The sequence below is a fragment of the Silvania confinis genome, assembly GCF_025564085.1.
Classification (GTDB): domain Bacteria; phylum Pseudomonadota; class Gammaproteobacteria; order Enterobacterales; family Enterobacteriaceae; genus Enterobacter; species Enterobacter confinis.
This window is the reverse complement of record NZ_JAMGZJ010000060.1, coordinates 26,009-37,679: the sequence shown is the minus strand read 5'-3', so window position 1 is coordinate 37,679 and position 11,671 is coordinate 26,009. Positions and strand designations below refer to the sequence as shown.

General features: G+C 53.5%; 11 protein-coding genes. 7 read left to right on the top strand and 4 right to left on the bottom strand.

Annotation, left to right across the window (positions count from 1 at the left end):
• Window positions 1-53: 53 nt before the first annotated feature.
• The 4 genes from M8013_RS00820 to map all read right to left on the bottom strand — a co-directional run bounded on the left by M8013_RS00820 (window position 54) and on the right by map (window position 4,940).
• Complete coding sequence (locus M8013_RS00820) at window positions 54-443, bottom strand: DUF3461 family protein (RefSeq protein ID WP_012016111.1); 390 nt, start codon at window positions 441-443, stop codon at window positions 54-56.
• Between the two features lie 111 nt (window positions 444-554).
• Window positions 555-1,379, bottom strand: a complete 825-nt coding sequence (dapD, locus tag M8013_RS00815; RefSeq protein WP_271265940.1) for a 2,3,4,5-tetrahydropyridine-2,6-dicarboxylate N-succinyltransferase — start codon at window positions 1,377-1,379, stop codon at window positions 555-557.
• Window positions 1,380-1,407: 28 nt separating this feature from the next.
• Window positions 1,408-4,083: a bifunctional uridylyltransferase/uridylyl-removing protein GlnD gene (glnD, locus tag M8013_RS00810; protein WP_271265939.1), complete on the bottom strand. Its 2,676-nt coding sequence runs from the start codon at window positions 4,081-4,083 to the stop codon at window positions 1,408-1,410.
• Window positions 4,084-4,145: 62 nt separating this feature from the next.
• Complete coding sequence (map, locus tag M8013_RS00805) at window positions 4,146-4,940, bottom strand: type I methionyl aminopeptidase (protein WP_271265938.1); 795 nt, start codon at window positions 4,938-4,940, stop codon at window positions 4,146-4,148.
• A gap of 319 nt (window positions 4,941-5,259) precedes the next feature.
• Between map and rpsB the strand changes: the two genes are divergently transcribed.
• The 7 genes from rpsB to cdsA all read left to right on the top strand — a co-directional run bounded on the left by rpsB (window position 5,260) and on the right by cdsA (window position 11,670).
• Window positions 5,260-5,985 (top strand): 30S ribosomal protein S2, encoded by a 726-nt coding sequence (gene rpsB, locus M8013_RS00800; protein ID WP_271265937.1) that lies wholly within the window; start codon window positions 5,260-5,262, stop codon window positions 5,983-5,985.
• Between the two features lie 120 nt (window positions 5,986-6,105).
• Window positions 6,106-6,957, top strand: a complete 852-nt coding sequence (tsf, locus tag M8013_RS00795) for a translation elongation factor Ts (protein ID WP_271265936.1) — start codon at window positions 6,106-6,108, stop codon at window positions 6,955-6,957.
• Between the two features lie 151 nt (window positions 6,958-7,108).
• Window positions 7,109-7,834 carry a UMP kinase gene (gene pyrH, locus M8013_RS00790; protein ID WP_271265935.1) on the top strand — a complete coding sequence of 242 codons (726 nt, stop codon included), beginning with the start codon at window positions 7,109-7,111 and terminating at the stop codon, window positions 7,832-7,834.
• Window positions 7,835-8,003: 169 nt separating this feature from the next.
• Window positions 8,004-8,561, top strand: a complete 558-nt coding sequence (gene frr, locus M8013_RS00785) for a ribosome recycling factor (protein WP_271265934.1) — start codon at window positions 8,004-8,006, stop codon at window positions 8,559-8,561.
• Between the two features lie 95 nt (window positions 8,562-8,656).
• A complete protein-coding gene (gene ispC, locus M8013_RS00780) occupies window positions 8,657-9,853 on the top strand; it encodes a 1-deoxy-D-xylulose-5-phosphate reductoisomerase (RefSeq protein ID WP_271265933.1) in 1,197 nt (398 codons plus the stop codon).
• A 188-nt stretch (window positions 9,854-10,041) separates the two neighbouring features.
• Window positions 10,042-10,800 (top strand): (2E,6E)-farnesyl-diphosphate-specific ditrans,polycis-undecaprenyl-diphosphate synthase, encoded by a 759-nt coding sequence (gene ispU / locus M8013_RS00775; protein ID WP_271265932.1) that lies wholly within the window; start codon window positions 10,042-10,044, stop codon window positions 10,798-10,800.
• 12 nt (window positions 10,801-10,812) lie between these two features.
• Window positions 10,813-11,670, top strand: a complete 858-nt coding sequence (cdsA, locus tag M8013_RS00770; RefSeq protein WP_271265931.1) for a phosphatidate cytidylyltransferase — start codon at window positions 10,813-10,815, stop codon at window positions 11,668-11,670.
• Window position 11,671: the final 1 nt, after the last annotated feature.

The window sequence follows — 11,671 nt, the reverse complement described above, 5'->3', positions numbered from 1 at the left end:
ACCCTCTCCTGTGGGAGAGGGTTGGGGGTGAGGGCATCAGGCCGCACCGGGATTTACTTATTGCGGGTTAACTTCTCAAGATCGGCTTCGATTTCGCTGATCTTGTGGGTGACGACACTTTCAAGGTGGCGAAGGTCATCGAGGATCTTACGCTTCAGATCGACTTCGGTACGATCGCGCTGGCAGATCTGATCGAGCTCGTCGATTACGTAGCGCAGATTTGGACTGATTTCCTGAACCTCTTTATACCCCTGACCGACGCCATCGGCGACGACGGTTTTACGCTGACGTGGATATTTGAACTTCACGCTCTTGGCGAAGAACTCGCCTTTATCCTTGTGAAAATAGATTTTCAGGATATCGTTGTTGGCTTCCTGCCGGAGGCTGTAACGATCAATTTCATCAGGATTGGTAATGCCCAGACTTTTCAGATTATCGTACATAGCGGTACCCTTGATCTCAACATAACCTATGAATAATTAACGAAAAAATCTAATTTCGCCACCCTGAGATATAAAAAAAGCGGGGTAGCCCCCGCTTTTTGTTATACCCGATTAATCGATTGTGCGCAGCAACTCGTTGATGCCCACTTTACCGCGGGTTTTCGCGTCCACTTTCTTCACGATAACCGCACAGTACAGGCTGTATTTGCCATCTTTCGAAGGCAGATTGCCGGAAACCACCACGGAACCTGCCGGTACACGACCATAATGTACTTCGCCGGTTTCGCGATCGTAAATGCGGGTGCTTTGGCCGATGTAAACGCCCATCGAGATCACCGAGCCTTCTTCAACGATCACGCCTTCTACCACTTCGGAACGTGCGCCGATGAAGCAGTTATCTTCGATGATGGTTGGATTCGCCTGCAGTGGCTCAAGAACGCCACCGATGCCGACTCCGCCGGAGAGGTGTACGTTTTTACCGATCTGCGCGCAGGAACCCACGGTTGCCCAGGTATCCACCATGGTGCCTTCGTCAACGTAAGCACCGATGTTCACGTAAGACGGCATCAGCACGGTATTACGCGCGATAAACGCACCCTGACGCACGGCCGCAGGTGGTACCACGCGGAAACCTTCTTTCTGGAAACGCGCTTCGTCGTAATTAGCGAATTTCATGGGTACTTTATCGAAGTAGCGGCTTTCCGCACCATCGATAACCTGGTTATCGTTAATACGGAAAGAGAGCAGTACCGCTTTTTTAAGCCACTGATGGGTTACCCACTGTCCGTCGAGCTTTTCTGCGACACGCAGTGCGCCGGAATCCAGCAGAGAAATAACCTGGTTAACCGCTTCACGGGTCACGGTATCCACATTCGCCGGAGTGATCTCGGCGCGACGCTCAAAAGCGGACTCAATAACGTTCTGTAACTGCTGCATTGTTAAACTCTTTCCAATTAAAAAAACACTACCCTTTATCGTTTGGATTGAGGGCTGCTGTCAACCGTTGTTGCACTTCCCGCTGCAGCGCATTATTAAGGCCACGGCGGTCGGCTGTGGCGATTATAAATAAATCTTCTACTCGCTCGCCAATGGTTGTAATTCGGGCGCCATGCAGTGAGATTCCCAGGTCGGCAAAAACCTGTCCGACCCGCGCCAGCAGACCCGGTTGGTCGAGGGCGATCAGCTCCAGGAATGACTTCCGGTCGGTATGCGTCGGCAGGAAATTGACCTCGGTATCGACGGTAAAATGGCGCAATTTGGCTGGCTGGCGACGTGGCTGCGGTGGCTGCCAGCTGTGCTGAGTGATCGCCTGCTCAAGCCCAAAGCGAATCGGTTCATGTCGGTCGGCTGACAGCGGGCTGCCGTCCGGCTCCAGCACAATAAAGGAGTCCATCGCCATTCCGTCGCGGGTGGTGAAAACCTGTGCGTCGTGAACGCTGAGATTACGGCGGTCGAGTTCGGCACATACGGCGGCAAAAAGATAAGGGCGGTCAGGGCTCCAGATGAAGATCTCCGTCCCGCCGCGTGTGGCTTGCGGACTCAGCAGGATCAGTGGCTTGCTCAGATCGTGTTGCAGCAGATGGCGGGCGTGCCAGGCCAGTTGGTTCGCGCTGTGGCGCACAAAATAGTTCGCGCGACAGCGGGACCAAATCAGATGCAGCGCCTCTTCATTGATATTGTCCATCCGCAATAGCGCCAGGGCCTGCATCTGATGGTGACGCACGCGCTCGCGCATGTCCGGGGTGTTCTCCATGCCGCGACGTAACTGCTTCTCGGTGGCAAAGTACAGCTCACGCAGCAGGCTCTGCTTCCAGCTGTTCCACAGCGTTTCGTTGGTGGCACAGATGTCCGCCACCGTCAGGCAGACCAGGAAACGCAGGCGATTTTCGGTCTGGACCGCTTCGGCAAATTGCTTGATCACCTCCGGGTCCTGGATGTCCCGACGCTGCGCCGTCACCGACATCAGCAGGTGGTGGCGCACCAGCCACGCAACCAGCTGGGTTTCACGCGAATTGAACCCGTGAAGCTCCGCAAATTTCAGCACGTCCTCCGCGCCCAGCACCGAGTGATCGCCCCCACGCCCTTTGGCAATATCGTGAAACAGGGCGGCAATCAGGATCAGTTCCGGGTTGGTGAGCCGTGGCCACAGCTCAACGCAAAGCGGATGGCGGCTTCGGGTCTCTTCTTTGGCGAAGCTTTCCAGCTTCAGCATCACCCGAATGGTGTGCTCATCAACGGTATAGGCATGGAACAGGTCAAACTGCATCTGGCCGACAATGTGCGACCACTGCGGCATATACGCCCAGAGCACGCTGTGACGGTGCATTGGCAGTAATCCGCGGCTGACCGCGCCGGGGTGGCGCAGCATGCTCAAAAACAGCGAGCGCGCTTCCGGGATGTAGCAGAGTGGCTGGGTCAGATGACGACGGGCATGGCGCAGGTGGCGCAATGTCGTGGAGTAAATCCCGGTGATGGTGCTGTTGCGCACCATGGTGTAGAACATCCGCAGGATGGCCTCCGGCTTGCGGATGAACAGCGTCTCGTCACGCAAATCGATTAACGCGCCGCGCAGCTGGAATTCGTCATCGATCGGGCGCGGTTTTTCATCGGCCGTCAGGGCCAGTATCGCCTCATCGAACAGCTGCAACAGCATTTGATTCAGTTCACCCACGCGGCGGGTGACGCGAAAGAAGTCTTTCATCATCCGCTCAACCGGCTCGTTGCCTTCGCCGCGATAGTGCAGGCGCTGGGCAACGCTCAGCTGTCGATCGAACAGCAGGCGGTTGTCGTAGCGCGTGACTTCGAGATGCAGCGCAAAACGGATGCGCCACAGCAGGTGTAAACACTCATTCAGCTCGGTACGTTCGGCTTCCGTCAGAAAGCCAAAGCCGACCATCTCATCCAGCGAGGTGGCACCAAAATGGCGGCGGGCAACCCATTGCAGAGTATGGATATCCCGCAGGCCACCAGGGCTGCTTTTGATATCGGGCTCCAGGTTATAGCTGGTGCCATGATAGCGCTGGTGGCGGGCCTGTTGTTCCTCGACCTTGGCGGCGAAAAATTTCTCCGAAGGCCAGAACCCGTCGCTGAAGATGTGCTTTTGCAGTTCCAGTAACAGGGCGACATCGCCAATCAACAGACGTGATTCAATCAGATTGGTGGCGACCGTCAGATCGGATAACCCCTCCAGCAGACACTCTTCCAGCGTGCGCACGCTGTGGCCAACTTCGAGCTTCACATCCCACAGCAGCGTCAGTAGCTCGCCAATTTTTTGCGACTGCTCGACCGGCAGCTTTTTACGGCTGAGGATCAGCAGATCGATATCCGAAAGGGGATGGAGCTCGCCGCGGCCGTAGCCGCCGACGGCGACCAGCGCGACATCGCCGAGCTGAGCAAAACCATAATCAATCCATAGCCGCTGCAGCAGTTGGTCAATGAATTCGGTACGTGCCTCGATCAGCGCTTCGGCGGAGATCCCGCTGTCAAAGGCATCACCCAGCCAGCGCTGGAACGTGTCGATATGCGCTTTGATACCCGGGCAGGTCAGTTCGGGTGTCGGCCAGACGCCAGGATTATCCGGTTGGCCGGGAAGGGTGGGAAGTGCCGTATTAGCGTACTGCTCGGGTAAAAGGTTACTCATTGCGCGCCACCCATAAGAAAAAACGATAGCCATAAAAAAAGCCGGCATTTGCCGGCTTCTTATCATGCGTCTTGCGAGAGTATCGCCGGGATGGTGTCATCCTTGCGTAACGTCAGAATTTCGCAGCCGTTGTCTGTCACCACAATAGTATGCTCGTACTGAGCAGACAAGCTTCTGTCTTTGGTTTTCACTGTCCAGCCGTCTTTCATGGTGCGGATGCGATAATCGCCTGCGTTGACCATTGGCTCAATAGTGAAGGTCATGCCCGCCTGCAGCACTACGCCGCTGTCATCTGCATCATAGTGCAGGACCTGCGGCTCTTCGTGGAAGACACGACCAATGCCGTGACCACAGTATTCGCGCACGACAGAGAAACCTTCTGCTTCGACGAACTTCTGGATAGCTGCGCCAAGGGTGCGCAGACGGATACCAGGTTTCACCATCTTCAGCGCCAGATACAGGCTCTCCTGGGTGATACGGCACAGGCGTTCGCCCAGAATGGTTGGTTTGCCGACGATGAACATTTTAGAGGTATCGCCGTGATACTCATCTTTAATAACGGTCACGTCGATGTTGACGATATCACCGTCTTTCAGCAGCTTTTCATCATCCGGAATACCGTGGCAGACCACTTCGTTCAGTGAGATGCAGACGGATTTTGGGAAGCCGTGATAGCCGAGGCAGGCGGAAACAGCCTGCTGCTCATTGACGATATAGTCGTTGCAGATACGATCCAGTTCACCGGTGCTGATGCCCGGTTTGATGTACGGTTCGATCATTTCCAGCACTTCGGCGGCCAGACGACCGGCGACGCGCATCTTTTCAATTTCTTCTGGTGTCTTAATTGAGATAGCCATGTAATCTGTCCATCAGTGTCGATTTTTTCGACAATACTAGTCTAAGTGTTGTCAATGGTATCAGTCAGGCGCACGTGCTGCCAAATCGAGAATCATTAACAGCACACACCGCCAACAATTGTTGGTTTCAGGCGCTGTTTTGTGGTATAAAGCGCGCCGGACTTCCGATCCATCTCAGATACACAGGCTGGACGGGAGCGACAAATCTCACTTTGTGTAATAACACACACGTATCGACACATATTCCGGGGTGCCCTTTGGGGTCGGTAATATGGGATGCGTGGAGGCTTAACCCCAACTTTTAAATAGAGGTTTTAACATGGCAACTGTTTCCATGCGCGACATGCTCAAGGCTGGTGTTCACTTTGGTCACCAGACCCGTTACTGGAACCCGAAAATGAAGCCTTTCATCTTCGGCGCGCGTAACAAAGTTCACATCATCAACCTTGAGAAAACTGTACCAATGTTCAACGAAGCCCTGGCTGAGCTGAACAAGATCTCTTCCCGTAAAGGTAAGATTCTGTTTGTTGGTACTAAACGCGCTGCAAGCGAAGCTGTGAAAGAAGCTGCTAACAGCTGCGATCAGTTCTTCGTGAACCATCGCTGGTTGGGCGGCATGCTGACCAACTGGAAAACTGTTCGTCAGTCCATCAAGCGCCTGAAAGATCTGGAAACCCAGTCTCAGGACGGTACTTTCGATAAGCTGACCAAGAAAGAAGCGCTGATGCGCACTCGTGAACTCGGCAAGCTGGAAAACAGCCTTGGCGGGATCAAAGACATGGGTGGTCTGCCAGACGCTCTGTTCGTTGTTGATGCTGACCACGAGCACATCGCGATCAAAGAAGCTAACAACCTGGGTATCCCGGTATTTGCTATCGTTGATACCAACTCCGATCCGGACGGTGTTGATTTCGTTATCCCGGGTAACGACGATGCAATCCGTGCTGTTACTCTGTACCTGGGTGCTGTAGCGACCACCGTACGTGAAGGCCGTTCTCAGGATCTGGCTTCCCAGGCGGAAGAAAGCTTCGTAGAAGCTGAATAATAAGGTTCTACCCCTTATTAGTACCGTGTATGGATAGGGGCCTCTTAATGGCCCCTTTTTCACTTTTAAAACTGTGCGGTTCCTGGAGCCGGGCAGGTCATCTCTCCCGAGGATTTAAGAATGGCTGAAATTACCGCATCCCTGGTAAAAGAGCTGCGTGAACGTACTAGCGCAGGCATGATGGATTGCAAAAAAGCACTGACTGAAGCTAATGGCGACATCGAGCTGGCAATCGAAAACATGCGTAAATCCGGCGCGATCAAAGCGGCGAAAAAAGCAGGCAACGTTGCAGCTGACGGCGTGATCATCACCAAAATCGACGGCAACTACGGCATCATTCTGGAAGTTAACTGCCAGACTGACTTCGTTGCTAAAGATGGTGGTTTCCAGGCATTTGCTAACAAAGTTCTGGATGCAGCGATTGCTGGCAAAATCACTGACGTTGAAGTTCTGAAAGCACAGTTCGAAGAAGAACGTGTTGCGCTGGTTGCTAAAATCGGTGAGAACATCAACATCCGTCGTGTTGCTTCTATCGAAGGCGACGTTCTGGGTTCATACCAGCACGGTGCACGCATCGGTGTTCTGGTTGCCGCTAAAGGCGCAGACGAAGAGCTGGTTAAACAGCTGGCAATGCACATCGCTGCAAGCAAGCCAGAATTCGTTAAGCCAGAAGACGTGTCTGCTGAAGTGGTAGAAAAAGAGTACCAGGTTCAGCTGGACATCGCCATGCAGTCTGGCAAGCCAAAAGAAATCGCAGAGAAAATGGTTGAAGGCCGCATGAAGAAATTCACCGGCGAAGTTTCTCTGACTGGCCAGCCATTCGTTATGGATCCAAGCAAATCTGTTGCTGAGCTGCTGAAAGAGCGCAACGCAGACGTGACTGGCTTCATCCGCTTTGAAGTGGGCGAAGGCATCGAGAAAGTTGAGACTGACTTCGCAGCAGAAGTTGCTGCAATGTCCAAGCAGTCTTAATGAGCGAAAAGAAGCCGCCTGAGGGCGGCTTCTTTTTGTGTACGTAATGTGTAAATCAGCCTGATACCTATAGTTACTGTGCTGAAATGCGATATATCATGTCGCCAGAATTATCCCCTATCTCAATCGTTGACAGTCCCAGGAAACAAAAATGGCTACCAATGCAAAACCCGTTTACAAACGCATTCTCCTTAAGCTGAGTGGCGAAGCGCTGCAGGGGTCGGAAGGCTTCGGTATTGACGCAAGCATCCTTGATCGCATGGCGCAGGAAATCAAAGAACTGGTTGAACTGGGCATCCAGGTTGGCGTAGTCATTGGCGGTGGTAACCTTTTCCGTGGTGCTGGTCTGGCGAAAGCCGGTATGAACCGCGTTGTGGGCGACCACATGGGCATGCTGGCAACGGTCATGAATGGCCTGGCAATGCGTGATGCCCTGCATCGCGCCTATGTCAATGCGCGCCTGATGTCTGCCATTCCGCTGAATGGCGTGTGCGACAACTACAGCTGGGCCGAAGCTATCAGCCTGCTGCGCAATAACCGCGTGGTGATCCTCGCTGCCGGTACGGGTAACCCGTTCTTTACCACCGATTCCGCAGCCTGTTTGCGCGGTATCGAAATTGAAGCAGACGTCGTGCTGAAAGCAACCAAAGTGGACGGCGTATTTACCGCCGATCCGGCCATCGATCCGACGGCAACCATGTACGAACAGCTGACCTACAATGAAGTGCTGGATAAAGAGCTGAAAGTCATGGATCTTGCTGCCTTCACGCTGGCACGTGACCACAAACTGCCGATTCGTGTCTTCAATATGAATAAACCTGGTGCGCTGCGTCGCGTCGTAATGGGTGAAAAAGAAGGCACTTTGATCACGGAATAATTTCCGTCGGCGATAAATAGAGGTAAGATTCCGCTCTACTTTATTGTGGTTTCTTATCTGGACGCGCCCCAGGCGTTGTCATGAATTAAACAGGGCTATACTTAGCACATCTTTTAACGGTGGTGCTGGCGGATAGTCTGCCTGAGACAAGTTTTCAAGGATTCGTAACGTGATTAACGAGATCAGAAAAGATGCTGAAGTACGCATGGACAAGTGCGTAGAAGTGTTCAAAAACCAAATCAGCAAAGTGCGCACTGGCCGCGCTTCTCCGAGCCTGCTGGATGGCATCGTTGTACCTTATTACGGTACACCAACGCCGCTGCGTCAGCTGGCGAGCGTCACGGTAGAAGATACCCGTACGCTGAAAATCAACGTCTTCGATCGTTCTTTAGGTCCGGCCGTCGAGAAAGCGATCATGGCGTCCGACCTGGGGCTGAACCCAAGCTCTGCGGGTGCTGATATTCGCGTTCCGCTGCCAGCGCTGACCGAAGAGCGTCGTAAAGAGCTGATCAAAGTGGTTCGTGGTGAGGCTGAAGGCGCGCGCGTAGCCGTGCGTAACGTGCGTCGTGACGCAAACGACAAAGTGAAAGCACTGCTGAAAGATAAAGAGATCAGCGAAGATGACGATCGCCGTTCTCAGGACGACGTACAGAAACTGACTGACGCAGCGATCAAGAAACTTGATGCGGCGCTGGCAGATAAAGAAGCGGAACTGATGCAGTTCTGATTTCTGACGTAATCTGATAAAACGCCGTTCAGAAGGCCCTACGGGCTTTGCTGGCGGCGTTTTGCTTTGCTGACTTCACTACTTCTGGACATTTCATGAAGCAATTAACTCTCCTCGGCTCAACCGGTTCTATCGGTTGCAGCACGCTCGACGTCGTTCGTCACAATCCTGAACAGTACACCGTGACCGCCCTTGTTGCCGGGAAAAACGTTCAGCGTATGGTTGAACAATGTCTGGAGTTTTCACCGCGCTATGCGGTTATGGACGACGAGGGGAGTGCTCGCCAGGTAAAAGCGCTGCTGGCCGCGAACGGCAGTCAGACCGAAGTATTGAGTGGTCAACAGGCGGCCTGCGAAATGGCAGCGCTGGATGAGGTGGATCAGGTGATGGCGGCGATTGTTGGTGCCGCAGGCCTGCTGCCGACGCTGGCGGCCATTGATGCCGGTAAAACGGTTCTGCTGGCGAACAAAGAGGCGTTGGTCACCTGCGGACGCCTGTTCATGGAAGCGGTAAAACAACGCGGTGCGCGACTTTTGCCGGTAGACAGTGAACATAACGCTATTTTTCAGAGTTTACCGCACCCTTTTCAACAAGACCTGGGGTACGCTTCACTTGAGCAGAATGGTGTTTCTTCTATTCTGCTTACCGGGTCTGGTGGCCCGTTCCGGGATACGCCGCTGTCTGAACTGGTCACAATGACACCCGATCAGGCATGTCGTCATCCGAACTGGTCGATGGGGCGTAAAATCTCTGTCGATTCCGCTACCATGATGAACAAAGGTCTGGAATACATTGAAGCCCGCTGGTTATTTAACGCTTCGGCTGAGCAGATGGAAGTGCTGATCCACCCGCAGTCGGTGATCCACTCCATGGTGCGTTATCGGGATGGCAGCGTGATGGCGCAGCTCGGCGAACCGGATATGCGTACCCCGATTGCTCATACGATGGCGTGGCCGAACCGCGTAATCTCTGGCGTTAAACCGCTCGATTTCTGCAAGCTAAGCTCGCTGACCTTCAGCGCGCCGGATTATCAGCGCTATCCGTGTCTAAAGCTGGCGATGGAAGCTTTCGACCAGGGGCAGGCGGCGACGACTGCGCTGAATGCGGCAAACGAGATTGCCGTCGCAGCGTTCCTTGAACAGCGGATCCGCTTTACGGATATTGCCGCGCTGAACCTTTCTGTGCTTGAGGCGATGGATTTACGCGAACCGCTGAGCGTGGATGACGTGCTGACCGTCGATGCCGAAGCCAGAGTGACTGCGCAAAAAGCGGTGACGCGGCTCGCAAGCTAGTGATATTCCACCCACTAGCGGTCATGCTATTTGTTAGCGTTGGGCTTCAGTGATATAGTCTGCGCCACTTGATTGCGGGTAGTTGACGTTATGCAGTCAGGTCAGCCGTGGTTTGACACGGCTTTTTTACGTAAAGGCTTCAGTATTCCTGAGTACCGTTAAATCCTTTCAGGGACCAAAAACGCGTTATGTTGTCTGCGAATCAACCAATAAGCGAAAACGTGCCAGCTCATGGCTGTCGTCATGTAGCAATCATTATGGATGGCAACGGCCGCTGGGCGAAAAGACAAGGGAAGATCCGAGCCTTTGGGCATAAAGCTGGGGCGAAATCTGTTCGCCGCGCTGTCTCGTTTGCCGCTAATAACGGCATTGACGCGCTAACGCTCTATGCTTTCAGCAGTGAAAACTGGAATCGACCTGCGCAGGAAGTTAGCGCGTTGATGGAATTGTTCGTGTGGGCGCTCGACAGCGAAGTAAAAAGCCTGCACCGCCACAACGTTCGCCTGCGTATTATCGGTGATACCAGTCGTTTTAACTCACGTTTGCAGGAACGTATTCGCAAAGCGGAAGCAATAACCGGGCAAAATACCGGGTTAACGCTCAATATCGCGGCGAATTACGGCGGACGCTGGGATATTGTCCAGGGCGTTCGGCATCTTGCTGAGCAGGTTCAGGAAGGGTTATTAAGGCCTGACCAAATTGATGAAGAGGCGCTGAGTAAGCAAATCTGCATGAGTGAACTCACGCCCGTGGATTTGGTAATTAGGACAGGGGGAGAGCACCGAATCAGTAACTTTTTGCTATGGCAAATCGCCTACGCTGAACTTTACTTTACGGATGTTCTTTGGCCCGATTTTGATGAACAAGACTTTGAAGGTGCGCTGCATGCCTTTGCCAATCGAGATCGACGTTTTGGTGGTACCGAGCCTGGTGGCGAAAACGCCTGATGGGGGTAGCTTTTGCTGAAGTATCGCCTGATTTCTGCGTTTGTGTTAATACCTGTTGTCATCGCGGCGCTGTTTTTACTGCCTCCGGTGGGATTCGCTATTGTCACCCTGGTAGTTTGCATGCTGGCAGCGTGGGAATGGGGGCAGTTTAGCGGTTTTACCTCGCGCTCTCAGCGGGTATGGCTGGCCGTTCTGTGCGGCCTGATGCTGGCGCTGATGCTATTCATGCTGCCAGAGTACCATCACAATATTCATCAGCCGCTGATTGCTGGCTCGCTCTGGCTGTCGCTGGGATGGTGGCTGGCCGCGCTGCTGCTGGTCCTCTTCTATCCGGGCTCTGCATCGCTGTGGCGTAACTCTAAAGTGCTGCGCCTGATTTTCGGGCTCTTCACTATTGTCCCTTTCTTCTGGGGGATGCTCGCACTCCGCACCTGGCACTACGACGATAACCCGTACAGCGGGGCGTTATGGCTGCTGTATGTCATGATTCTCGTCTGGGGAGCTGACTCCGGTGCCTATATGTTTGGTAAACTGTTTGGCAAACATAAGCTGGCACCGAAGGTCTCTCCAGGCAAAACCTGGCAAGGATTCTTCGGTGGCCTGTTTACCGCAGCGATCATTTCCTGGGGCTATGGCGTATGGGCGAACCTCGAGGTTGCGCCGACCACGCTGCTGGTCTGTTCAATCATCGCTGCGCTGGCTTCCGTGCTGGGTGATTTGACCGAAAGTATGTTTAAGCGTGAAGCAGGGATAAAAGACAGCGGCAATCTGATTCCAGGGCACGGTGGTATTCTGGATCGCATAGACAGCCTTACGGCGGCAGTTCCTGTGTTTGCATGCCTGTTCTTACTGGTATTTGGGACGATTTAAC

Excerpts from the sequence above, each read along its gene's own strand:
- M8013_RS00820 (WP_012016111.1), bottom strand. The coding sequence starts at position 443 with ATGTACGATAATCTGAAAAGTCTGGGCATTACCAATCCTGATGAAATT.
- dapD (WP_271265940.1), bottom strand. The coding sequence starts at position 1,379 with ATGCAGCAGTTACAGAACGTTATTGAGTCCGCTTTTGAGCGTCGCGCC.
- glnD (WP_271265939.1), bottom strand. The coding sequence starts at position 4,083 with ATGAGTAACCTTTTACCCGAGCAGTACGCTAATACGGCACTTCCCACC.
- map (WP_271265938.1), bottom strand. The coding sequence starts at position 4,940 with ATGGCTATCTCAATTAAGACACCAGAAGAAATTGAAAAGATGCGCGTC.
- rpsB (WP_271265937.1), top strand. The coding sequence starts at position 5,260 with ATGGCAACTGTTTCCATGCGCGACATGCTCAAGGCTGGTGTTCACTTT.
- tsf (WP_271265936.1), top strand. The coding sequence starts at position 6,106 with ATGGCTGAAATTACCGCATCCCTGGTAAAAGAGCTGCGTGAACGTACT.
- pyrH (WP_271265935.1), top strand. The coding sequence starts at position 7,109 with ATGGCTACCAATGCAAAACCCGTTTACAAACGCATTCTCCTTAAGCTG.
- ispC (WP_271265933.1), top strand. The coding sequence starts at position 8,657 with ATGAAGCAATTAACTCTCCTCGGCTCAACCGGTTCTATCGGTTGCAGC.
- ispU (WP_271265932.1), top strand. The coding sequence starts at position 10,042 with ATGTTGTCTGCGAATCAACCAATAAGCGAAAACGTGCCAGCTCATGGC.